The sequence below is a fragment of the Brevibacterium antiquum genome (assembly GCF_016107655.1).
In the GTDB taxonomy this organism is placed as follows: domain Bacteria; phylum Actinomycetota; class Actinomycetes; order Actinomycetales; family Brevibacteriaceae; genus Brevibacterium; species Brevibacterium antiquum.
On sequence record NZ_JABASX010000008.1, the window covers coordinates 114,252 to 137,446 of the forward strand.

Annotated in this window: 16 protein-coding genes, 1 tRNA gene and 1 pseudogene; 8 read left to right on the forward strand and 10 right to left on the reverse strand. The window is 62.7% G+C overall.

Annotation, left to right across the window (positions count from 1 at the left end; translation table 11 throughout):
* Positions 1 to 6: 6 nt before the first annotated feature.
* Positions 7 to 1,620: a carboxyl transferase domain-containing protein gene (locus JFC13_RS14270; protein ID WP_198397732.1), complete on the reverse strand. Its 1,614-nt coding sequence runs from the start codon at positions 1,618 to 1,620 to the stop codon at positions 7 to 9.
* Positions 1,621 to 1,747: 127 nt separating this feature from the next.
* Here JFC13_RS14270 and JFC13_RS14275 point away from each other — a divergent pair, with 127 nt between their 5' ends.
* The gene (locus JFC13_RS14275) at positions 1,748 to 2,380 is read left to right on the forward strand and encodes a TetR/AcrR family transcriptional regulator (protein WP_198397857.1); all 633 of its coding nucleotides are present in this window, start codon (positions 1,748 to 1,750) and stop codon (positions 2,378 to 2,380) included.
* 6 nt (positions 2,381 to 2,386) lie between these two features.
* Here the strand turns inward: JFC13_RS14275 and JFC13_RS14280 are convergent, their stop codons facing one another.
* From JFC13_RS14280 to JFC13_RS14290, 3 genes are all read right to left on the reverse strand, one after another.
* Positions 2,387 to 3,307 carry an NADP-dependent oxidoreductase gene (locus tag JFC13_RS14280; protein WP_198397733.1) on the reverse strand — a complete coding sequence of 307 codons (921 nt, stop codon included), beginning with the start codon at positions 3,305 to 3,307 and terminating at the stop codon, positions 2,387 to 2,389.
* 78 nt (positions 3,308 to 3,385) lie between these two features.
* Positions 3,386 to 5,557 carry a 3-hydroxyacyl-CoA dehydrogenase NAD-binding domain-containing protein gene (locus JFC13_RS14285; protein ID WP_198397734.1) on the reverse strand — a complete coding sequence of 724 codons (2,172 nt, stop codon included), beginning with the start codon at positions 5,555 to 5,557 and terminating at the stop codon, positions 3,386 to 3,388.
* Position 5,558: 1 nt separating this feature from the next.
* Positions 5,559 to 6,767 (reverse strand): acetyl-CoA C-acetyltransferase, encoded by a 1,209-nt coding sequence (locus JFC13_RS14290; protein WP_198397735.1) that lies wholly within the window; start codon positions 6,765 to 6,767, stop codon positions 5,559 to 5,561.
* Between the two features lie 298 nt (positions 6,768 to 7,065).
* Between JFC13_RS14290 and JFC13_RS14295 the strand changes: the two genes are divergently transcribed.
* Complete coding sequence (locus JFC13_RS14295; RefSeq protein ID WP_232488638.1) at positions 7,066 to 7,476, forward strand: hypothetical protein; 411 nt, start codon at positions 7,066 to 7,068, stop codon at positions 7,474 to 7,476.
* Between the two features lie 47 nt (positions 7,477 to 7,523).
* Positions 7,524 to 9,056 (forward strand): hypothetical protein, encoded by a 1,533-nt coding sequence (locus JFC13_RS14300; protein WP_198397736.1) that lies wholly within the window; start codon positions 7,524 to 7,526, stop codon positions 9,054 to 9,056.
* Between the two features lie 536 nt (positions 9,057 to 9,592).
* Here JFC13_RS14300 and JFC13_RS14305 read toward each other — a convergent pair.
* Entirely contained in the window at positions 9,593 to 9,841 is a 249-nt protein-coding gene (locus tag JFC13_RS14305; RefSeq protein ID WP_198397737.1) for a hypothetical protein, read from the reverse strand.
* A gap of 262 nt (positions 9,842 to 10,103) precedes the next feature.
* Between JFC13_RS14305 and JFC13_RS20045 the strand changes: the two are divergent.
* A pseudogene (locus tag JFC13_RS20045) lies at positions 10,104 to 10,628 on the forward strand (tyrosine-type recombinase/integrase); the annotation flags it as partial.
* A gap of 43 nt (positions 10,629 to 10,671) precedes the next feature.
* Here JFC13_RS20045 and JFC13_RS14315 read toward each other — a convergent pair.
* Positions 10,672 to 10,744 (reverse strand) — tRNA-Thr (locus JFC13_RS14315).
* A gap of 126 nt (positions 10,745 to 10,870) precedes the next feature.
* Here JFC13_RS14315 and JFC13_RS14320 point away from each other — a divergent pair.
* Positions 10,871 to 11,782, forward strand: a complete 912-nt coding sequence (locus tag JFC13_RS14320) for a GNAT family N-acetyltransferase (RefSeq protein WP_198397739.1) — start codon at positions 10,871 to 10,873, stop codon at positions 11,780 to 11,782.
* Positions 11,783 to 11,894: 112 nt separating this feature from the next.
* Positions 11,895 to 12,986, forward strand: a complete 1,092-nt coding sequence (locus JFC13_RS14325; RefSeq protein ID WP_232488639.1) for a M20/M25/M40 family metallo-hydrolase — start codon at positions 11,895 to 11,897, stop codon at positions 12,984 to 12,986.
* Positions 12,987 to 12,989: 3 nt separating this feature from the next.
* Here the strand turns inward: JFC13_RS14325 and JFC13_RS14330 are convergent, their stop codons facing one another.
* Both JFC13_RS14330 and tmk read right to left on the reverse strand, forming a co-directional pair.
* Complete coding sequence (locus JFC13_RS14330; protein WP_198397741.1) at positions 12,990 to 14,147, reverse strand: DNA polymerase III subunit delta'; 1,158 nt, start codon at positions 14,145 to 14,147, stop codon at positions 12,990 to 12,992.
* Positions 14,148 to 16,859, reverse strand: a complete 2,712-nt coding sequence (tmk, locus tag JFC13_RS14335; protein ID WP_232488654.1) for a dTMP kinase — start codon at positions 16,857 to 16,859, stop codon at positions 14,148 to 14,150.
* 115 nt (positions 16,860 to 16,974) lie between these two features.
* Between tmk and JFC13_RS14340 the strand changes: the two genes are divergently transcribed.
* Positions 16,975 to 17,709, forward strand: a complete 735-nt coding sequence (locus JFC13_RS14340) for a lipoate--protein ligase family protein (RefSeq protein ID WP_232488640.1) — start codon at positions 16,975 to 16,977, stop codon at positions 17,707 to 17,709.
* A gap of 79 nt (positions 17,710 to 17,788) precedes the next feature.
* Positions 17,789 to 18,313 carry a GNAT family N-acetyltransferase gene (locus JFC13_RS14345; RefSeq protein WP_198397742.1) on the forward strand — a complete coding sequence of 175 codons (525 nt, stop codon included), beginning with the start codon at positions 17,789 to 17,791 and terminating at the stop codon, positions 18,311 to 18,313.
* A gap of 128 nt (positions 18,314 to 18,441) precedes the next feature.
* Here JFC13_RS14345 and topA read toward each other — a convergent pair whose 3' ends face one another.
* Together topA and JFC13_RS14355 are read right to left on the reverse strand one after the other, a co-directional pair.
* Complete coding sequence (gene topA / locus JFC13_RS14350) at positions 18,442 to 21,288, reverse strand: type I DNA topoisomerase (RefSeq protein ID WP_198397743.1); 2,847 nt, start codon at positions 21,286 to 21,288, stop codon at positions 18,442 to 18,444.
* 135 nt (positions 21,289 to 21,423) lie between these two features.
* Positions 21,424 to 23,148: a class I SAM-dependent methyltransferase gene (locus tag JFC13_RS14355; RefSeq protein WP_332839426.1), complete on the reverse strand. Its 1,725-nt coding sequence runs from the start codon at positions 23,146 to 23,148 to the stop codon at positions 21,424 to 21,426.
* Positions 23,149 to 23,195 lie beyond the last annotated feature (47 nt).

Consider the following 23,195-nt stretch of genomic DNA (forward strand, 5'->3'; position numbering starts at 1 on the left):
GTGAGCTCACATTCTGAAAACGCCGTAGCCGCTGGCATTCAGCGGGCGTTCCATGGGTCCGAAACGGGCGAGTTCGAGTGCCAGGGACAGCACCTGGCGGGTGTCGGTGGGTTCGATGATTCCGTCGTCCCAGAGGCGGGCCGTCGAATAGTACGGGTTGCCCTGGGCTTCGTACTGATCGCGGACTGGCTGCTTGAACGTGTCTTCCTCTTCGGCGCTCCAGGTCTCGCCACGGCCTTCGATCTGGTCGCGTTTGACCGTTGAGAGCACGCTGGCGGCCTGTTCGCCGCCCATGACGGAGATGCGGGCGTTGGGCCACATCCACAGGAAGCGAGGTGAGTAGGCACGACCGCACATCGAGTAGTTGCCGGCGCCGAAGGAGCCGCCGATGACGACGGTGAACTTGGGCACTCGGGCGGTGGCGACGGCGTTGACCATCTTCGCTCCGTGCTTGGCGATGCCGCCGGCTTCGTAGTCGCGGCCGACCATGAAGCCTGAGATGTTCTGGAGGAAGATCAGCGGCACGCTGCGCTGGTCGCAGAGTTCGATGAAGTGGGCGCCCTTCTGCGCGGACTCGCCGAAGAGGATGCCGTTGTTCGCCACGATTCCCACCGGGTGTCCATCGAGGTGGGCGAAGCCGGTGATGAGGCTGGTGCCGTATTCGGCCTTGAATTCGTGGAATTCGGAACCGTCGACGAGACGGGCGATGACCTCGTGGACATCGTAGGGAGTCCTCGAATCGACGGGGACGACCGAGGTGAGCTCCTCGGGAGAGTGCAGCGGTTCGCGGGCTTCGACGATGTCCCAGTTGGCCGCCGGCTTCGGTCCCAGCGTGGAGACGATGTCGCGCATGATCTCCAGGGCGTGGGAGTCGTTGGCCGCGAGGTGGTCGGTGACTCCGGAGACGCGTGAGTGGAGTGCTCCGCCGCCGAGGTCCTCTGCGCTGACTTCTTCACCTGTGGCTGCTTTGACCAGCGGTGGGCCGCCGAGGAAGATCGTGCCCTGTTCGCTCACGATGATCGATTCATCGGCCATGGCCGGAACGTAGGCACCGCCGGCGGTGCACGAGCCGAGAACGGCTGCCAGCTGGGGGATGCCTGCGGCGGAGAGCGTGGCCTGGTTGAAGAAGATCCGGCCGAAGTGCTCACGGTCGGGGAATACGTCGTCCTGGTTCGGCAGGTTGGCTCCGCCCGAATCGACGAGGTAGATGCACGGGAGATTGTTCTCCTTGGCGATCTCCTGGGCGCGCAGGTGCTTCTTCACCGTGACGGGATAGTAGGTCCCGCCCTTGGCTGTGGCGTCGTTGGCGACGATGATGCACTCGCGCCCGTTGACGCGGCCTATGCCCGTGATGATTCCCGCTCCGGGACTGGCATCGTCGTACATGTCGTTGGCCGCCAGGGGCGAGAGTTCGAGGAACGCTGTGCCTGGGTCAAGGAGATTCTCGACGCGCTCGCGTGGAAGCAGCTTGCCACGGTCGATGTGGCGCTGCCTGGATTTTTCGGGTCCGCCCAGGGCCGTGGCCCGGATCCGCTCCCGGAGTTCAGCGATGAGTTCGGCATGGGCCTCGGCGTTTGCCTGCCCCGTTGCCGGACTGACCGCAGTTCCCACTGCTCTCATTCCACTCCCCATTTCAGTTAATATTTGTTAACTGACTGCTATGATACTGCTCAAAGGCCATTGTGACAATGCGCACGATCGAGCAGACTTCGAGCCGGGTGCGGATGAGGGAGATGAGGTGACGGATATGGAGCCGAAGGCATCTGCGCGCTCAGCGACGGCAGGGTCGGGAATTGCGAGGACCACTCGCGCTGCGGCAAAGGCTGCGCGTCGTGAGCAGCTTCTTTCGGTGGCGAAGACCCTCTACGCTCAGCATGGTTTCCACGGGGTCCGCCTCGATGATCTGGGCAAGGGTGCCGGGATCTCCGCCCCGGCGGTCTATCGCCATTTCGACTCGAAGGAAGCGGTCCTCGAGGAGCTGCTCGTCGGAATCTCCGAGTATCTGAACTCGGGCGGGGACGCGATCATCGCCCGTCATGAGAACGACGCGGCCACCTCGGCGCTGGTCGAGCTCATCGACTTCCATGTCGCCTTCGCCATGAGCGAGCCCGAGCTCATTCGGATTCAGGATCGTGACCTCGCAGCACTTCCCGAGTCCTCACGGCGCACGGTCCGTCGCCTGCAGAGAAGCTATGTCAGCCACTGGGCCGAGGTCGTGGCGCGCGCCAACCCGGATTGGTCGATCGATGCCGCAACGGTGCGTGTCCACGCAGTCTTCGGCATGATCAATTCGACCCCGTACCAGGCCAGGCGTTCAAGCGCCGAGGTGGTCGGGGTCGAATTGCGCGCCGCCGCTCTCGCGGCGCTGGGTATCGCCTGACGTCACTCAGGGGACGATGACGATCTTTCCGCGGGTATGGCCGGTGGCGCTGGCTTTGAATGCCTCGGGCACCCGGTCGAGACCGTAGGTGTCGGCGACTTCGACGCTCAGCTTGCCTGAATCGACGAGCTCGGCCACTCGCGCGGTCTGCGAGCCGTAGGGACGCACCCAGATGTAGCGTCCACCGTGTTCGGCCACCGAAGGGTCTGCGACGGAGGCATGCGCTCCGCCGTCTTTGAGCACCGCGAGGGTGGTTTCGAGCATGTCTCCGACGAAGTCGACGACCCCGTCGATCGGGCCGCCCGCGATCTCGAGAACGCGATCTCTGAGTCCGTCCCCGTAGGTGACCGGTTCGGCGCCGAGAGTGCGCAGGTAGTCATGATTGGCCTCCGACGCGGTGCCGACGACTCGGGCGCCGAAGGCCTTCGCGATCTGCACGGCGAAGCTGCCCACTCCCCCGGATGCCCCGTGGACGAGCACGGTCTTTCCGTTGATGTCGCCCAGCGCCTCGAGGGTGCGCAGAGCAGTGCCGCCGGCCAGTGGCAGTCCGCCTGCCTGTTCCCAGCTCAGGCTCTTCGGCTTGGCGGTGACCGCGTGCACGGGCACCGCGACCTTCTCGGCGAAGGTGCCCGCGCCGAGCACATCCTTGCGGGCGTAGGCAATGACCTCATCGCCGATGGAGAATTCCGGAGTGTCGAAACCGAGTCCGATGACGACTCCGGCGACATCCCAGCCGGGAGTGACTGGGAACTGGGTCGGCATGACCGGATCCAGGTGACCGCCGACGAGTTTCCAATCGACCGGGTTCACCCCCGCTGCGCGGACCTCGATGAGCACGGACGCCGGCGGGACTTTCGGGTCATCGACGTCACGGACCGTGATGTCGTCGAAGTCATCGGTGTACTGGTCGTAGACTGCTGCACGCATAACGGCGGCCTTCCGGTAGTCATCAGTGGATACCTGATGAACACCGAAAGGCCGCCGAGCTATTCCTGCGTGCAGTTCCTACTCGTAGGTGTCGTTCGAATTCGCACGCTCGATGAGCGAAGCTGGCGGGGTGAACCGGTCACCGTAGGTTGCCGCAAGTTCCTTCGCACGTTCGGCGAAACCGTTCAGGCCGCCCTCGTACTGATTGACGTACTGGAGCACGCCACCGGTCCAGGCGGGGAAACCGATACCGAAGATCGAACCGATGTTCGCATCCGGCACAGAGGTGAGCACTCCCTCGTCGAGGCATTTGATCGTCTCGATCGCCTCAGCGAAGAGCATCCGCTCCTGCAGGTCCGTGAAGGGCTGGGTCGCGGAACCGGAGTCGTACTTCTCGCGCAGGCCCGGCCACAGCTTGCCACGTTTGCCGTCCTCGTCGTATTCGTAGAATCCGGCGCCGTCCTTGCGGCCTGTGCGTCCGGCTTCCTCGACCATCCAGTCGAAGACCACATCGGAGGGGTGGCTTTCGCGCTTTCCTCCGGCGGCTTCGATCGCCTCTTCGGTCTCCTTCCGGATCTTCTGCGACAGAGTCAGCGTCAGTTCGTCGAGCAGCTGCAGGGCACCGGTCGGGTACCCGGCCTGCAGTGCGGCCTGCTCCACCGATGCCGGCTCCACGCCCTCACCGACGGCAGCGACCGCCTCGGCGATGAATGTGCCGATCACACGGGAGGTGAAGAAGCCACGGCTGTCGGTGACGACGATCGGGGTCTTCTTGATCTGCTGGACAAGGTCGAAGGTGCGTGCCAGGGTCTCATCCGAGGTGTTCTCACCACGGATGATCTCGACCAGGGGCATCTTGTCGGCGGGCGAGAAGAAGTGAACGCCGATGAAGTCGGAATCGCGCTTGACCCCGGTGGCCAAGTCGGTGATCGGCAGAGTCGAGGTGTTGGAGCCGAGCACCGCGTCGGAGTCGACGACGTCCTGGATCTCCTGGAACACCTGCTGCTTGAGGGGCACCGATTCGAAGACCGCTTCGATGACGAAGTCGACGCCGGCGAAGTCATCGGCCGACGCACTCGGCGTGATCCGATCGAGGACGGCCTTGCTCTTCTCCGCGGTGGTCTTACCCTTGGCCAGAGCTGATTCCTCACGCTTGCGCGCATAGGCCTTACCCTTGTCCGCGGCCTCGATCTTGACGTCCTTGAGGACGACCTCGATGCCGGACTTGGCTGCGGTGTAGGCGATCGCAGCGCCCATCATTCCGGCGCCGAGGACGCCGAGCTTCTTCACCTGGCGCGGTTCGAAGCCATCAGGCCTCGAGCCACCGGAGTTGATGTGCCCGAGATCGAAGAAGAACGCCTTGATCATGTTCTTCGCCACCGGAGTGTGGGTGAGGTGGATGAAGTAGCGAGTCTCGACGAGCAGCGCCGTGTCGATATCGACGTAGGCACCTTCGACTGCGGCAGCCATGGCAGCGCGTGGCGCCGGCATCGGTGCGCCGTTGGTCTGGCGACGCAGCAGCGCCGGCAGCGCGGGCAGCATCGCGCCCAGTGACGGTGAGGTGGGTGATCCGCCTGGGATTTTGAAGCCCTTCACGTCCCAGGGCTGAGTCGCCTCGGGGTTGGCCTTGATCCAGTCCTTGGCACGATCTTCGAGCTCGGCCACGGGGGCGAGCTCGTCGATGAGGCCGAGCTTGAGAGCCTCGGCCGCCTTGAACTTCGTCGACGGAAGGATGGCCTTCTGCAGTGCATTCTGGAGGCCCATCAGGCGCACGGCTCTGGCGACACCGCCACCGCCGGGCAGGAGGCCCAGGGAGACTTCGGGGAATCCAACCCGCAGGCTGGGGACGTCCTCCGCTGCAATGCGGTGATGTGCGACGAGCGCAACCTCGAGGCCGCCTCCGAGTGCGGCACCATTGATGGCTGCGACGACGGGCTTGCCCAGCGTCTCGAGGCGGCGCATGACCGCCTTCATGTGGTTGGTCAGTGCGGCTTCGGCTTCCGAGTTCTCAGGGTCGGCTGCGCGTAGCTTATTGAGGTCTCCGCCTGCGAAGAAGGTCTTCTTCGCCGAGGTCAGGACGACGCCGGTGATGTCATCGACGTTTGCTTCGAGCCAGTCCACGATGCTCTCGAAGGCATCCTTGAAATGGTCGTTCATCGTATTGACCTTGGAATTCGGGTCGTCGAGGACGACGGTGACGATTCCGTCCGAGTCAGTGGAATGGGAGTAAGTCGTTTCAGTGTTCGTCATGTCAGACCCTTTCGATGATCGTCGCAATGCCCATTCCGCCGCCGATGCACAGCGTGACGAGGCCACGCTGAAGATCGCGACGTTCGAGTTCGTCGAGGACGGTGCCGAGGATCATGGCACCGGTGGCGCCCAGAGGGTGACCCATGGCAATTGCTCCGCCGTTGACGTTGACCTTGTCATGCGGGATGTTGAGGTCCTTCATCCACTTCAGGACCACTGCACCGAAGGCTTCGTTGAGTTCGAACAGGTCGATGTCCTCGACGGTCAATCCGGCCTTGTCCAGCGCCTTCTGCGTCGCGGGTGTGGGCCCGGTGAGCATGATGGTCGGCTCGGATCCTGTGACGGCAGTGGAGACGATGCGAGCGCGCGGCTTCATATTCATCGTCTGACCCACCTCGGCGTCGCCGATGATGACGAGGCTGGCCCCGTCGACGATTCCCGAGGAGTTCGCTGCGGTGTGGACGTGGTCGATCTCCTCGACCCAGTGGTACTTCTGGAGAGCAACCTCGTCGAAGCCTGCCTGCGCAGCGACCTTGGTGAAGGCCGGGGACAGCTTCGACAGGGACTCCACCGTCGAGCCGGGACGCATGTGCTCATCGGTGTCGAGCAGGGTCACACCGTTGATGTCTTTGACGGGGACGATCGACTTCTCGAAGTAGCCGTTCTTCCAAGCGTTGGCGGCGCGCTTCTGCGACTCCTCGGCGAATTCGTCGATATCGGTGCGGCTGAATCCCTCTGTGGTTGCGATGAGATCGGCGCTGATGCCCTGGGGCACGAAATAGGTGTCGAAGTTCGTCGTCGGGTCCTGTGCCCATGCGCCTCCGTCGGAGCCGAGGGGTACACGCGACATCGATTCGACGCCGCCGGCCAGGACGAGGTTTTCGAATCCGCTGCCGACCTTCTGTGCGGCGATGTTGACCGCTTCGAGCCCGGATGCGCAGAACCGGTTAACCTGAACACCGGCGACGGATTCATCGAGGCCTGCGACGAGCGCCGCGGTGCGAGCGATGTCTCCGCCCTGTTCACCGACGGGTGAGACAACGCCCAAGACCATGTCGTCGATCGCTTTGTCGTCGAGATCGGGGTTGCGTTCGCGCAGGGCATCGATGAGCCCTGTCACAAGATCGATTGGTTTGACGCTGTGCAGGGCTCCGCCGCGGTTCTTTCCGCGCGGCGTGCGCACTGCGTCGTAGATGTACGCTTCGCTCATCTGTTCCTCACAGTCCTAGAGAACGGCCGAAGATCGGGTTCGTGATCTCAGCCGTGGATACGCCAATGACGCTCGCTCAACCTCACTTGCTAATCGAGCGTTCAGTAACATTCGCACCCCCATTCAATACCAGTTGCATGTGATGGTCAACACGGAAACCAGGTCGCGCCACCGGGGAGCCTGGAGCCGACACTCATGTGATAGTCATCACTTACGATAATATGAGTTCGATCCATAGAAATCACGCCCGCAGTGCTTAGAATGAGTCAATCTAACACTCTTAGTTTCCTGGAGAATCATGTCCTCGATCATTCCTGCCCAATTCATCCCTGCCCGTATGGGGTCGAAGCTCCTCGCATTATTCCTGGCCATCGGCCTCCTCGCTGGCCCGATCGTGCTCGACGCTCCGCCCGCCGAGGCTGCTTCGAAGAAGTGCGCGGTCAAGATGTCGAATTCGAAACCGCGCCAGTACTCGAACACCTGGGTCCAGGTGTCAAAGGTCGGCTCGAAGTCCAAGATCACGACGACCGCTCACTACAAGACGACGAAGACCAAGAAGAAGGCCACCGCTTCCAAGAAGGGCAAGGCCTCGCTGAAGTACTACATCTCCGGCGCCACCCCGGGCAAGAAGGTCAAGGTGACCGTGGTCGCGAAAAAAGGCAAGACGACGTGGACGTGCTCGACGTCGTTCAAGCCCAAGAAGAAGTAGTCCGCCTGCTGGCGTAGAGCGATCGCCGGTCGGTGGGAAGATGAACCATGCGTCGATTCTTCGCAGTGACCTCGATTCTGTCCCGAGGACGGGCAGGCCGGATGTACTTCTGGCCGATCATGGCCTCGCTGTGCGTGTATGTCATAGCCCTGTCCGTCCTCGTTCCTCTCTTCGGCGCCATCGAACGGGCGGGTGCTGACGAGAGGGGCCAGACTCCGGCTCCGACTCCGACGACAGCGGAACAACTACCTAGCTCGCCCCCGAATTTCTCAATTGCGGTCGGCACGGACGACGAGCCGCGGGAGATGCCGGCGATCCAGAGCGCGATGACGGACTACCTGTCATTTTCAGATCAGTTCTTCACCAGGCTCGAGCAAGGCGCGGTCGCTCCCGACTTCTCCACGACTGAACGTGAGCTTTCACCTGAGGCTGCCCGCGCTCAGGTGAAGGATGGGACTTCGGTGCTCGCAGTCCTGTTGCCGAAGGACCTCACTCCGCAGGCCATCGACGACATCAGAGCGTATTACCGCGGTGACATCGACGCCCCGCGCTACACGATCACTGTCCTTGCAAGTCCGCAGGCACTGAACGAAGACAAGTTCATCCTCAACCAATACCGGGATCAGGTCATCCGCCAAGCGGAGGAGCATGTCTCCGAGCAGATTCGCATCGTCGCCCAGAAGTTCGGATGCGAGACCGGGGAGCAGGCCTGCCCACGTACTTCGAAAGAGGCCCAACGCGCCTTCGAGCGGCCCTTCGACATCAATGTTGAGAAGGTCAGCGGCCCACCGGCCGTCGACTACTTCAGCCAGAAAACGGATGAGGGCAGTCCTTCGCCTCATGACCAGCCCTCTGCATCTGCAACGGTGACTGCCTCGCCGTCCGACCCCGCTGCCACGTCCTCCGACACAGATGCCACATCCTCCCAATCGCACGCTCCACAGTCGTCGAGCAGTGCCGGAGTCTCCGCAATCATCAGTGCACTCATTCTCGCCGCGGTCACTTTGGCCATGCTGTCATCGGCGACCGTCAATCGGGCAGCGGGACTGCAGGTCGCGATCATCGGGCCATGGAGATCGCTGTCACCTCAGAGACCATTCCCCAGAAGAACGTTGCTGAGCCAGAAATTCGGACTGGCCGCCGCCGGGACACTCGCACTGACTACGGCGGCCGCCGTCAGCACGGCATGGCCGGGACGAATCATCGTCGACAGCCTCGGCGCCTACCCGGGTCTCCGGCTGATCGCGATCATCGGATTCTTCTGTCTCGTCTTCCTGACTGTGGTTATCGTCGTCCTCGCCGTGACCGACGCCCTGGGTGTGCTGGCCGGAGTCGTAGTCGCTGTCGGCGCCGTTGTCTGGGGAACCGTCTGGAACACCCTGGCGAATCTTCTCGACCCGAGCCGTTCGGGCTGGTGGTCCAGTGCCACGATGCTCATCGGTGGAAGCAGACATTTGGTTGGAGAACTGGTGCCGACGCTGGTCGTCCTGCTGATCATCCTTGTCGCGGCATTGATCGGAGGCCTCGCCGTGACTGGTGCTTTCGATCGGAGATTCAGCACTCAGATCACGCGGTCATAGGGGGCCTGCGTTACGTTGCCCGGCCTGCATTGCGTACTTGCTAGTGCCGCCGTGGACCCTGCTGATTTTGAGGCCCGCGTTCGGACGGTTGCCAAACTGTCCCTCGGGCCGGCGCTTAGATAGGATCTGGCTATTCCTGGGTCCCCAGCCCGTCTCATCAACGGTGCTCATAGTCCGATGACCACGACGGTCTGTTCGACGTACACGGTCACGCCGTTGGGAACAACGTGCCGGAGGTCGCCAATAATGAGGATGCTGCTGTGGGATCCGTGGTTGGGGATGATGGTGTGGGATCCGTGGTCGGGGATGATGGTGGTGAGGGTGCCTTTGTGGCAGCATCATGGAGCTGAGAGGATCCGCAAGGCGATTGTCGTGTCAAGTTCAGCCGCGTCGAGGTGTCTTACGATCACGCACGAAACTTGTGACCGGGCTCGGCAGAGTCACCAGAGACGACACGTGGAGAATCAGTCACGGCTGAAATCCCACCATAAACAACCCCAGGCTATGACGGCCCGGGGGGTCTACACGAGATGACTCTAGTTACGTCGCCTAGTTGGGAAGTTCTCCATGTCGATTACGATCGGTTCGTAATTGTCATCGTGGTACACGACTTCACCATCGGAAGCCGTATCCCAGTCTTCGTGATGGTCCTCGAGGATACGGTTTGCGATAAGCGCGAGCGCTGCATGCTGTGCTCCACGACTGTTTCCCATCGCGACGACCGCATCGGAACTGTTCGCCTCAACTTCGTCTGCGAGCCCATGAACGTTGATGCTGAAACTCACGAGTGAGCCTTCGCTGTCACGCATCGGGAATGTCATATCAGGGCCACGAACTTCAAGGTCCCCTACCGCCCCATCATGTCGGCCAGCCGTCCCGCGAGATCTCAAGTGTCTCTGACTCGCCTGCTGCAGCCATTTCGATCGATCCACCGTTCTTGGCGAGATCGTCCGGCACGTTGGCTTCCGCAGCACTGGCGGGTGCCGCAACAAGTGTGCTCCCCACTAATACGGCCGGGACTGATGCAGGGTTTGGACTGGGCTTCGATGGTCGGAACTGCAAGCGATCACCGTGGGCGATTTCTCGCGTGTCCCTGTACCCGTGTTAGTGGTACGACGAGCTGCGCCGGAGGGTATCGCCGTAATAACGACGAAGGGACGTCGTGCCCGTACTGTTCCCGTCGCAGATCGAGTTTTGAGCTTGATCGAGACGTGTGCTGGCGACAAAGCCGGAGATGATCCGCTGTTCACGGCAAGCACAGGAACTCGCCTTCATGCCTCAGGCTTCAAGAAGTCGGCGCGCTGGCCCCAGACGGCTAAGGTTCGTCGAATACACAACCTGCGCCACACCGCGATCTGTCTATGGCTTCGTCGCGGCGTCGATGCGGCGACGGTACAAGCATGGGCCGGACACGCCCTACCCATACACACATTTTGGCCTATAACCCCCTCGATCAGCACAACAAACTTGTATGTACCGCATCTCGGAACGGTCGCTGACCGGACCGGTTTGGACCGTTTGAACTCCCCTGGGACACACCGGGGGCACAATTGGAGACGAGGACGGTGCTAGCAACGGAAACACCCCAGGCTGTTGACCTGGGGTGTTGTTGCCGAGCCGCCTGCGAGAATCGAACTCGCGACCTATTCATTACGAGTGAATCGCTCTACCGACTGAGCTAAGGCGGCAACCGAGCTAACTCTAGCCAAAACCAGGACTCCTGGTCAAAAGGAACGCAGCCGAACCCCAGCGACGTAACACAGCTCACATATGCTGGACTTCCCTGCGCATTCTCTCCCCATCTCAGGAGTCATATGAGAACCGTTGTGCTGACCGTCCCTCAGGTCTCAGAACTTCCCGATATCGGTGCTGTGCTCGATCGATGGCAGTCCGATGCCGGCCCGCTTCACCTCCACACCGGAGACCTGGGCTGGTATTCGCTGAGAGGTGCAGGAGCAACGGCTCAGGCACTGCGGGTCTGGCGATGCCAGGACAGGATCCTGGCAATCGGATTGCTTGACGGCGAGGACCTTCTCCGTCTGTCTGTTGACCCGGATCTCACTCACGATGACGCTTTGGCACGGCAGATCGAATCCGACATCGTCTCATCGGACAGGACTGCTTCGGGGACGGACACCACTGTCTTCAGAAAGGGAACGGCAATTGTCGAAGCTCGGGGAGCATTTCGCCTCTGCGAATGTCTGAAAGCTCGCGGATGGGGCACGGACGAGCCGTGGACGCCGATGAATCGTGACTTGAGTGTGCCGGTGGAACAACCCGACATCCGAGTCGAGGTTGCCGGGCCAGACGATGCTGAGGCCTGGACGGCCATTCATTGGTCGGCATTTCGCGGTGTGCCCTACACCGCTGACGACAGACAGCGATTAGTCGACCGGTGGCACACGATGATGTCTGGCCCCTTCTCCTCCCGAGCACAGTGCCTGCTGGGGTATGACAACAGCGGTCTGCCGGTCGCCGTGACGACAGTATGGTCAGCGGGTCCGAACCGTCCCGGACTGCTCGAACCATTGGCCGTCCACCGCGACCAACAGGGTCACGGCTATGGAAAGGCCATAGCGATCGCTGCGGCAAGCCGCCTGCAGCAGCTGGGATCGTCGTCGGCATCAGTCTGTACGGAAAGTGCGAACAGGAGCGCCGTCGCCGCCTATTCGTCCGCCGGCTACATTCCTCGCCCCCAGGTCAAGGATCTTCGCCGAGGCAGTTGACGCCTCCCAGCCCTCACGCCTCTGCGGCAGCTCACCGGTTAACCTGGTGGAGACAGACATTCCACAAGAGAAAAGGGTGACGCACGTGGTCGAGTTCGACTCGAAGGACTTCATGAGTGATTTCCAGGCGCTCATCGAATGTGAGTCGTTCTCCCAGGACCCCGAATCGCTGGCCCGCAGTGCTCAGCTCGTCTCTCGGATCGGCACCGGTCTGCTGGGGGCGGCCCCTCACATCATCGAAACCGACTCGCACCCGCACTTGCTGTGGCGCTTCGGGTCCGGGCCCCGCAGGGTTGTGCTGATCGGCCATCATGACACTGTGTGGCCCACCGGCACTCTTGCCGATTTCCCCTATTCGGTCACTGACGGTGTCGTGCGCGGACCGGGCGCCGACGATATGAAGGGCGGTCTGCTCATCGCTCTCTATGCGATGGCGCGTCTGCGCGAGGATCGCGGCAATCTCGATGGCGTCAGCATCCTCATGACCGGAGACGAGGAGCTCGGCTCCCCCGGTTCACGCCAGATCATCGAGGACGAAGCCCGTGGAGCCAGGGCGGCTTTGGTCTTCGAAAGCGGCGCACCTGACGGGGCTGTGAAGATCGCCCGCAAAGGTGTCGCCATCTACTCACTGGAAGTCACTGGCTTGGCCGCTCATGCGGGCGTGGAGCCAGAGAAGGGCATCAACGCCACGATCGAGGTCGCCAACCAGGTCGTCAAGATCGCGGGCCTTCATGATCCGTCTGCAGGAACCTCGGTTGTGCCGACTGTCATGCACAGCGGTTCGACGACGAACACCGTGCCGGCCAAGGCTGTTGTCGGTGTCGACTCCCGGGCCGCCTCGGTCGCAGAACAGGAACGCATCGACGCAATCATGAGCTCCCTCTCCCCAACTGTGGCCGGGGCCAAGGTCGACGTCCTAGGTGGCATCAATCGTGCCCCGCTGGAGGAGAATATGGCGATGGGGCTCTACGCCCGAGCCCAGCGGCTGAGTGCTCACCTGGGGCACCCGCCATTGCGCTCCGTGGCCGTCGGCGGTGGATCGGACGGCAACTTCACAGCCGGAGTCGGAACACCGACCATTGACGGACTGGGGACAGTGGGCGGAGGTTCGCACGCGAGAACCGAACATGCCCTGCAGGTGTGGATCCCTCGCCGTGTTGAGCTCACCACTGCTCTGGTCGGCGAGCTCCTCGACGAGGACTGAGCCTCAGAGTGCGCCCGTACGGTCCTCGAGCAGCCAGGGGTTCGACAGCAGCACGAACGCCGATTCGACGATGAGCACGGGTGACATATTCGTCTGCAGCCGTCGTCTCGCCTCGGTGATGGCATCGATGCGCAGCAGAGTCGTATCGGGGCCGTCCCGGTTCGCCTGCTCGGCGATGAGATCGACTTCTCCGGCGTTGATCCATCCCTCGCGGATCCCCAACTGGTGCATGAGGATGTCGCGGTAGAGACTCATGAGTTCGAGGAAGATTCGGTCGAGTTCGTCATTGCGGGCGCGTACCGACCGGCGCTTCTGCTCCTCTTCGAGCTTCCTGATCTGAGATCTCGCCGAGGGAGGGATGGACTTCTCGGATTCGATGCCCAAAGTCGCCATGAGATCGCTGCGCTCCGAAGCATTGCGTTCCTCTACTCGAGACTTAGCGGTCTCTGCGGCTTCATCGACGATGCGTCCCGCTAAGCGGATCGTCGCACCGACGGAGGTCAGCTTGCCGGGGATCGCGAGGATCTGCTTACGCTCCTCACCGGCAGATTCGTTGAGCGCCATGTACTTGGCGCGACCGATGTGGTTCTGCGCCACGGCGGCGGCCCACTTGGCTCTGTCCTCGTCGACATGGTCGCGTTCGATGAGGAGCTGTGCCACGGCTTCCCGTGAGGGGATGCGCAGGCGCACAGGGCGACACCGGGAACGGATCGTGGTGAGCACATCGATGGGACTCGGCGCGCACAGCAGCCATACGGTGTGAGGTGGCGGCTCCTCGATGGCTTTGAGCAGCACGTTGGCTGTGCGCTCGCTCATCCGGTCCGCGTCTTCGATGATGACAACCCGCCATTGAGAGTTGACCGGGGCCGACTGTGCTCTCGTCACAAGTTCCCGCACTTCATCGATCGCGATGACCGATTTCTGGGTCGACATGATCGTCAGCGATTCGTGATGACCTTTGAGTACACGGGCGGTGACATCGTCGGGCTCCTCGCTGCCGGAGATCAGGGCAGCGGCGAAGGCTCGTGCTGCATTGGATCGACCGGACCCCGGGGGCCCGGTGAATAGCCAGGCATGGGTCATCGCACCCGGCGAATAGAGCGCGTACTTGAGCTGGGTGATGACGTCGTCCTGGCCGACGAGCTCATTGAAGACGCTCACTCAGTGACCTTCCGGGTTGTTGAAGCGCTGATGGTTGCGTTCTCGCTGTTTGCGCAGCCGCTCGCGTGCCTGACGTTCGATCTCAGCCTGGGCATGCAGTCGCTCTCGGCTCATCTGTCGGGCGTTTCGCATGGGCAGGACCGTTGTCGCTGCATCTTCGTCGCCCGCGTCGGTCCCGCCTCCCGGCTGAGCCTCGGACCTCGGTGGAGTCCCGTCACCGCTGCGGGGGTCGACCTGACCTACCACACGGGTTTCTGCCTCCTCCAAGTCAGGAGTTGCGATCTCATTCGTCGGCACAGCGTCCTCATCATCGTCATCTGCCAAGGGAGCACTCGGCGTGACTCCGCGGGACGGCAGCACCGTCGTGGCCGCATCCTCGTCGGTCTCGGGTTCGGACTCAGGCGCAGACTCGGGCTCTGGTTCGGGTTCAGGTGCGCTTGCGTGAGCTGGAAGCACCGTCGTGGCCGCTTCATCATCGCCTTGTCCGTCTGGCCCTCGCAGATCAGCGCCGAGGTCGACTCTCTCCGTTTCGACTCCCTCATTGCGTTCTTCGGATTCGAGGCGGTCAGCGGATTGCGGGATGAACCGTTCGTTCGAAGCTGGAACGAATCGGACTCCGGGCTCGGGTGCGACCGACTCGTCGGCGGTAGTCGATGCCCCCTCATCGGTCTCCTCGGCGGGCGAGTCGACGACGGCTTCGGAGGGATGGCTCTCCTCCGCCTCGGCGTCGGTTGACGTGCTTGTGACCACACCTGCATCGGTGGCGGCCGCGCTGCCCAGCTGCCGCGGCAGACGGCTGCGGATGGCGGTGAGGATCTCGGCGGTCAGTTCATCCTCCGACACCGATGCGTCGAGGACGACGTAGCGGTCGGGCTCTTTGTGCGCACGGGTCAGGTAGGTCTGACGGACCCGCTGGTGGAACTGCCGGTTCTCCTCGTCGAGGTAGTTGTTCTCGCCGCGCTTGCCCATCCGGGTCGCGGCGGTCTCGGGATCGATGTCGAGGACGATCGTCAGATGCGGGACGAGTCCCTGAGTGGCCCATTTGCTCAGCGCCAGGATCGTCTTCGGGTCGAAGTTGCGGCCTGCAGCCTGGTAGGCGATCGTCGAATCGATGTACCTGTCGGTGATGACGATGTTTCCGCCGTCGAGACTCGGATCGACCAATGAGGCCACGTGGTGGGCGCGATCGGCGGCGAAGAGCAGCGCCTCGGTGCGGGGGCTCGGTGGTTCGGAGTCGAAGAGCACCGAACGGATCTGTCGTCCCAGTTCGGTTCCGCCTGGTTCCCGGGTCGCTTCGACGTTGTGTCCTTCGTCGGCCAGGATCTGTGAGATTCGCTTGATCTGTGTGCTCTTGCCCGAACCATCACCGCCTTCGATGGCGATGAAGAATCCGGCTCCCAGTCGTTCCGCGGAGTTTCCGATACCGTCGTTCGCTCCGTTCTCGGCGGCGCTGGGCGGACGGAATCCATGCACGATGTCGACGGACAGTCCCTGAAGACCGTGCGGGTCGAAGATGAAGAGTCCGATGACTCCGGCGACCAGAGCGGCCAGTCCCAAGATTCCGAAGGCAACGTCGCTGGGGGCCAGCAGCCATTCCATGGCCGAGCCGACAGGGATGGTGATGCCGAAGTCGATGGAGTTGAGGATAAGGGCGACCACCGCGCCGCCGACGGCTCCGATCCGCCGCGAGAAGTCATAGGGCTGTGAGCGGACCCCGATTCCGACGAGGAAGGCGATGACTGCGGAAAGGACGACCTTGCCGGAGAGCTCGCTGATGGCTCCCGTGGCGATCAGCAGAATTCCGGACACGGTCAACGCGAAGGCGGAGACGCGCGGCCGAGACATTCCGGGCGCGAAAGTGGGCCCCATCTCGAAGCCGATGGCCCAACCCACCAGGCACGACGCAATCATGAGGGCGAAGCCGGCTTGGCCGAAGCTGTGTTCGACAGCGGTCGGCTGGGCCAGGATGACGGTGGTTCCCAGCACTGCGAACAGCGCGATGCAGACCCACGGCATCTTAATGGTCGCGGCTGGTCTGGCCACGCGTGCCTTGGTCGAGGGGAATGCGCCGGTTGTCGCTGCTTCGGCGTGGAGAGCACGCTCAGGAGTGAGGAAGATGATCACGGCGCCGACGGCCATGGCGACACCCACCAGGAGACTCATCCACCCCAGGGACTGAGTGCCTGCGGCGGACCCACCGATGATCTGGAAGGAGAATGCGACGAAGACGAGGATCGCTGCGGGGATGCCGACTCGACGCCACGGCTTCTCGTTCGTGAACGGATTGATGCTCATCAGCAGGCCGACGACGGCTCCGAGGAACAGTGCGGTGACCCAGGTCAGCCAGGCACTCGGTGCGAGGGAGAGGACGATGAGCAACCCAGCCTCGATGACAGCGGCGATGCTGAGCGCGAGTTTGCGCACGGCCGGGCCCTTGCTCGCCAAGATCTTCTGCGGGATGAACAGTCCGGCCCCGGCGAGGACGAAGACGATGAGGAGTGACAGGCTTCCCAACTGGTTGTCGAAGCCTCCCGCACCAATGCTGTCTGCCGTTGCGGTAAACGCCCGCCCACCGATCGTGGCGAAGAATCCGCTGGTGCCCGCCACGACATAGCTGATCGCCACGAGCACTATCAGTGCGCCCCAAGCAGCGGTCTCGGCAACCAACCGGCCAGGGGCTCCGGGAAGTCGATGTCCTGTAGTCGTCAACATACTCACAGCCCTACAATATCTGCCGCGACTGACATATCTCTTGGAACCGGCCGGATCTCTTCTCACCGACGCCTGATCCTCTACTCTTGATTGCGTGCACACTACGAATACCGCCATGTCAGCAGTTGCAACCACCGGACTGAGTCCGATCGAGGAGCTCGCCTTCGCCCGAGTCCTCCTCGACTCGGTCAAGCATGGCAGCCGCGAGGCGACCCTGCGGATGTACCGCCCTGCTCCGACGGTGGCATTCGGGGCCAGAGACCGCTTCCTCCCCGGGTTCCCGAGGGCCGTCGAAGCAGCCCGAGATCACGGTTTCACCCCAGCTCTGCGCAGCCTCGGCGGGCGAGCCGCGGCCTATCATCGGGGGTCCCTGGTCATCGATCACATCGAACCCAGTGATGCCTTCATCAAGGACACGACCGCCAGGTTCTCCGGGTTCGGGCAGGACTACGTCGAGGTTCTGCGTGGCATCGGAGTCGACGCCCGCCTCGGCGAGATTCCCGGTGAATACTGCCCCGGAGAGCACAGCGTCAACGTGGCCGGTCGGATCAAGGCGATCGGAACCGCACAGCGGGTGGTCTCAGGTGCGTGGCTGTTCTCGTCCTCCGTGATCGTCGAGGATCCCGATCCCATCCGTGCCGTCCTCACCGACGTCGAGGCGGCCCTGGGCATCGAGTGGGACCCTGCCACGGGCGGTTCGATCAGTGAAGTTCACCCCGAGATCACGATCGATGCCGTCGCCGAGGCGTTCGCCTCCTACTATTCCTATGCCGATCCACACACGCCCGGTGAGCCCACCGCCGACGAGCTCGCGGCGCTGCCGGAGAAGACCGGCACTCATGTGCTGTGACACCCCTAGAACTGCGAAAATTCCTGCACTGCGACAATTCCTGCACTGCGACGCTGAAGCGATTGGAGACTATGACCTCATGAATGTGCGCGAGGCGACGAAGAACGATCTGCCGGACATTCTCCGACTTGTCCATGCTCTGGCCGTGTATGAGAAGGAACCCGACGCGGTCGACGCCACCGAGGACGACTTCGCTGCGGTGATGTTCCCAGACGATGGCCGTCCGAATACCTATGGGCTCGTCGCCGAGGTGGAAGGGCAGATCATCGGCATCGCGATCTGGTTCCATTCGTTCTCCACCTGGACTGGAAAGAATGGGATCTGGCTCGAGGATCTGTTCGTCGACCCTGATCATCGCGGCATCGGGGCCGGCAAAGCCCTGCTGGGGCACTTGGCTCAAATCTGCCAGGAACGGGGTCTGACCCGCCTCGAGTGGTGCGTGCTCAAGTGGAACGAGCCCTCGATCGGGTTCTACCGCTCGCTGGGCGCGAACGCTCAGGACGAGTGGGAGACCTTCCGCCTCGATGGTCAGACCCTGCACGCGTTCGCCGATGAGTCAGCTGCAAACACATCAGGTGCAAACGCATCGAGTGAACGTGCTTAATAAGAGCCGATGACCCGCATCTCAGCCACTGTGAACGACTTAGATGGTCGTTTTGGGCCGATCCCAGAGCGGGAAATCAGTCCAAAACGTCCACCTAAGGGGCGTCGATGCCAGCCGACCCAGGCTCGTCAGGGAGTCTTCGGCTTCGCAGTCGTCGACTTCTTAGCGGCTGTCGTCTTCTTCGCGGCAGCGGTCTTCGTTGTCGTCGACTTCGCCGTCGTGGCTTTCTTGGCTGTCGTCGACTTCGCAGCTGTCTTCGCCGGAGTCTTCTTTGCAGCGGCCGTCTTGGCAGCCGTCGTCCTTTTAGCGGGAGCCTTCTTCGCTGGTGCCTTCTTTGCCGGCGCCTTCTTCTTAGCCGGTCCCTTCGCACGCTTCTCCGCCAGGAGCTCGGCGGCGCGGCCGATGTTCATCGACTCGACCGTATCGTCCTTGCGCAGAGTGGCGTTGAACTCACCATCGGTGACGTAGGGGCCGAAGCGACCGTCCTTGACCACAACCGGCTTCTTCGAAATGGGATCCTCGCCCAGTTCCTTCAATGGTGCTGCGGCTTGACGGCCACCGCGCTGCTTCGGCTGGGCGTAGATCTTCAGCGCCTCGTCCAAGGTGATGTTGAAGATCTGCTCTTCGTCGGTCAGCGACCGTGAGTCCGTGCCCTTCTTCAGGTACGGACCGTAGCGACCGTTCTGGGCGGTGATGTCAGTGCCCTCTTCGTCCTGGCCGACGACCCGGGGAAGGCTGAGCAGGGTCAGTGCCGTCTCAAGGTCGATCGAATTCAGGTCCATGGACTTGAACAGAGAGCCGGTGCGAGGCTTCGGCTTCTTCGCTCCGCGCTTGGGCTTCTCCTCGGGCTCGGGCAGAATCTCGGAGACATAGGGGCCGAAGCGCCCGTTCTTCGCCACGATGGTGTGTCCGGTCTCTGGGTCGACACCGAGTTCACGGTCGCCATCACCCTGCGATTCGATGAGTTCAGCGGCCTTGGCCGCGGTCAGCTCATCCGGGGCCAGATCCTCGGGCACAGACACGCGTTTCGGGTCCGCGCCCTCTTCGGAGGCCGGGACCTCGAGGTAGGGCCCATAACGACCCACACGCAGATTCACGCCTTCGCTGATCCGCACGGTGTTGACCTCGCGGGCGTCGATGTCGCCGAGGTCGTCGACGACTTCCTTGAGCCCTTCGCGGTCCTGGGACTTGTCGCCGAAGTAGAAGCGGGCCAACCACGCTTTGCGGTCTTCCTCGCCCATGGCGATCCGGTCGAGTTCGGATTCCAGGTCGGCGGTGAACGCGTAGTCGATGAGGCCTGTGAAGTGCTCCTCAAGGAGGCGGACGACGGAGAACGCCAGCCAGCTGGGTACCAGCGCATTGCCGCGGGAGGTGACGTATCCACGGTCCTGGATGACAGAGATCGTGGCGGCGTAGGTTGACGGTCGGCCGATGCCGAGCTCTTCGAGCTGCTTGACCAGGCTGGCTTCCGTGAAGCGTGGCGGTGGGGCCGTCGTGTGACCGTCGGCTTCGGCCTTGACCACGGACAGCGACTGTCCTTCTTCGACCTGCGGCAGGCGTGACTCGCCGGACTTCGTGTCATAGCGTCCGGCGTCGGTGCCCTCTTCGTAGGCGGCGAGGAACCCGCGGAAGGTGATGACGGTGCCGCTGGCGCTGAAGCCCGCATCATGGCCGTCGGCGAGGTCGGCGCGGACCTTGATCGTTGCGGTCTTGCCCTTGGCATCGGCCATCTGGCTGGCGACTGTGCGCTTCCAGATCAGGTCGTAGAGACGGAACTCGTCGCCGCTGAGCGATTTCGAGACCTGGGCCGGGGTGCGGAAGGAGTCACCGGAGGGACGGATCGCCTCGTGGGCCTCCTGCGCCGACTTCTGTTTGCCCGAGTAGGTGCGAGGCGACTGCGGAACGAATTCGGGACCGTAGAGTTCGGTCACCTGTTTCCGTGCCGCGGAGATCGCCTGACCCGACAGCGCAGAGGAGTCGGTACGCATATAGGTGATGTAACCGTGCTCGTACAGCGACTGGGCGGTGCGCATGGCCTGACGAGCACTCATGCGCAGCTTACGGCCGGCTTCCTGCTGAAGGGTCGAGGTCGTGAACGGTGCCGCAGGCTTGCGCGAATACGGCTTCGACTCGACGGCAGTGACCGTCAGCGCGTCCTTCGCGGTGCCGTTGAGCTCCGTGGCCAGCGCTTCGGCTCTGGCCTGGTCGACGACGGTGGCCGAGGAGTTCTTCAGCTCACCCTTGTCATTGAAGTCTCGGCCGGAGGCCACGCGTGCACCGTCGAGGGTTGAAAGGTTCGCGGCGAACGGGCTGGTGCCATCGGGCAGTCCCAAGTCGACGTCGAGGTCCCAGTAGTCGGCGGAGACGAAGGCCATGCGTTCGCGTTCGCGTTCGACGACGAGTCGGGTCGCCACCGACTGGACACGGCCGGCGGAGAGCCCCGCACGGATCTTGCGCCACAGGACGGGCGAGATCTCGTAGCCGTAGAGGCGGTCGAGGATGCGGCGGGTCTCCTGTGCGTCGACGAGAGCGGTGTCGATCTCACGGGTGTTCTCCAGTGCCCGCTCGATGGCCTCGCGGGTGATCTCGTGGAAGACCATGCGCTTGACGGGGATCTTCGGCTTGAGGACTTCGAGAAGGTGCCAGGCGATGGCCTCACCTTCCCGGTCCTCATCTGTTGCGAGATAGAGTTCGTCGGCGTCCTTGAGGAGGCGCTTGAGTTCGGTGACCTTCTTCTTCTTGCCCGGGTCGACGCGGTAGTAGGGATCGAAGTTGTTGTCGACGTCGACAGCGAACTTTCCGTACGGTCCCTTCTTCATGTCTGCCGGGAGTTCGGACGGGGTGGGAAGGTCGCGGATGTGGCCGACCGACGCCTCAACGTCGTAACCCTCTCCGAGGTACCCAACGATCGTTCGCGCCTTCGTCGGGGACTCGACGATGACGAGACGGCGGGGCTGCTTCTCGGTTGTGGTCACGCTTTCACATTCCTCTCACGGCGCCGGTTGATCGAATAAACGGACGATCCGGCCCAATGTAACACTGATGATCGTGCCTGACCTGCATCGGGCTGATGCAGCGAACCTGAACGGCAACGGCTTTCGATACTACCGTTATTCCTGTTTCCTCTCGTTCACAGGCAGCAGTGCACCGGCGGTGACGAGCTGTCTCACCTGAGCGATGAGCTGGTCTTCGAGTGCGGTCGGGTTGACGTCGAGAAGCTGTGCAAGAGCCACCGCTGTCTGCCGCAGAGTCAGGCTTCCGTCAGCGACCGAGACGAATCCGGCCAGGGCTGTGTCAAGGTCGAAGACCTGACCGAATCCGATGCCCTGTTCCAGCGTGATCGAGCTCGGGTCTGATTCTCCGGGCATATGGTGGCGGTGCTCGACGAGGTCCGGGGAGCGGGTGAATACGGTGTTCGCGATCTCTTCGGCACCGGCAGTCGCCAGCCACGATCGCAGCGCGAATGTGGTCGCGATGAATTGTCCGAGTCCATGCGGGTTGTTCGCTATCGCCGAGGTGGTCCTGACCCTTGTCTTGAACACGGATGATGGCTGTTCGCCGTTGCCGGCAATCGTGTGGTCGGCAATCGTTGGGACATCGTTATCTGTGGCGCAGCTGTGCTCGGCCCTGTGCATGATGACGTATCCGAAGACGACCTCGGTCACATCACGTGTGTCGAAGTCCTCAATCCAGGCTGCAGTTGCCGCGTTCCAGTCCTCGCTGGCACGAGGGATGCCTCCGTCTCTGATCCATGTCTCTGCGTAGGCGATGGGGTCGAGCGCCTCACGTTCGATGACGAGCACCGAGGTATCCGGGTCCGTGACCCAGGCCTCCGGCCCTGCATCCACCGCCGAGGTGGTCTCCCAGTTCCCGAGGCACACTGATCGTCCGCCCGGTTGCAGGTGGTCGGGAATCGCGGTGAACAGGGACTGCACCAGCCGGTCACCGGTCATCCCGCCGTCCCTGTATTCGAAGTTGGCCACGGTGGTGCGCGGGGTGATGACGAAGGGCGGATTGGACACGAGCAGATCGACTGATTCGCTGAGCGGTTCGAGCATGGATCCTGCCCGAAGTTCGATGTTGTCCACGCCATTGAGTCCGGCGCTGAGTCCGGTCAGGTGCAGAGCGCGCTCTGAGATGTCGGTGGCGATGACGCGGTCGCTGTGGCGGGCCAACAGCAGAGCCTGGATCCCACACCCGGTGCCGATATCGGCGGAGATGGAGACATGGTCACGCGGTGTCAGTGACACGAGCGTGCGTCCGGCCCCGCCGAGTCCAAGCACGAAGTCGCCGTCGAGAACATCGGGGTTGATGAGAGTTCCATGGTCGCTGACGAGATAGAGGTTTTCGTCGCCGCGGCGGAAGCCGCGTGGAACACCGACCGGCAGATCATAGGGAGTGACCGCAAACGGAGCGGACACGTGTCCCGGCTCCCCCACCTCGGCGTTCGAGATCTCGGCACCATCGTCTGTGGTGCCACGACTGCTGGTCACGAGCAGTCCGCTGTCGACTGCGATATCGAACGCGTCCTCGCCGAGGGCTGCGCGCGCCGTTTCGGTGCTGATCTCGCGATGGAAGTGGAAGAGCATCGCCAGTGCCGCCAGGTGCTCGTCGAACCGCTTTGGAGCCTCACCGGGTTCCTGTGCCTGCGGCTGTGTCTGTGTCTGTGTCTGGGCGGATTCGAGCACCGTCTGGCAGAAGTGGATCGCGGGGGCCGCGTTGTTGCGCACCAGTGCGGAGGCGATGGGTCCACCCCAGAACTGTCGGAGCCGTGGCTCGGTGTATCCGGCCCTGTAGAGTCGGTCTGCCACTAGGGTCATGTCTTGTTCAATCACACACAAATCCTAGCGACTGCACCCCGAGGACTCTGACTGCGCCATAA

Coding starts and splice junctions, on each gene's coding strand:
- JFC13_RS14275 (WP_198397857.1), top strand. CDS start 1,748: ATGGAGCCGAAGGCATCTGCGCGCTCAGCGACGGCAGGGTCGGGAATT.
- JFC13_RS14280 (WP_198397733.1), bottom strand. CDS start 3,307: ATGCGTGCAGCAGTCTACGACCAGTACACCGATGACTTCGACGACATC.
- JFC13_RS14345 (WP_198397742.1), top strand. CDS start 17,789: ATGAATGTGCGCGAGGCGACGAAGAACGATCTGCCGGACATTCTCCGA.
- JFC13_RS14290 (WP_198397735.1), bottom strand. CDS start 6,767: ATGAGCGAAGCGTACATCTACGACGCAGTGCGCACGCCGCGCGGAAAG.
- JFC13_RS14325 (WP_232488639.1), top strand. CDS start 11,895: ATGAGTGATTTCCAGGCGCTCATCGAATGTGAGTCGTTCTCCCAGGAC.
- JFC13_RS14285 (WP_198397734.1), bottom strand. CDS start 5,557: ATGACGAACACTGAAACGACTTACTCCCATTCCACTGACTCGGACGGA.
- JFC13_RS14300 (WP_198397736.1), top strand. CDS start 7,524: ATGCGTCGATTCTTCGCAGTGACCTCGATTCTGTCCCGAGGACGGGCA.
- JFC13_RS14340 (WP_232488640.1), top strand. CDS start 16,975: ATGTCAGCAGTTGCAACCACCGGACTGAGTCCGATCGAGGAGCTCGCC.
- JFC13_RS14320 (WP_198397739.1), top strand. CDS start 10,871: ATGAGAACCGTTGTGCTGACCGTCCCTCAGGTCTCAGAACTTCCCGAT.
- JFC13_RS14295 (WP_232488638.1), top strand. CDS start 7,066: ATGTCCTCGATCATTCCTGCCCAATTCATCCCTGCCCGTATGGGGTCG.
- JFC13_RS14270 (WP_198397732.1), bottom strand. CDS start 1,620: ATGAGAGCAGTGGGAACTGCGGTCAGTCCGGCAACGGGGCAGGCAAAC.
- tmk (WP_232488654.1), bottom strand. CDS start 16,859: ATGTTGACGACTACAGGACATCGACTTCCCGGAGCCCCTGGCCGGTTG.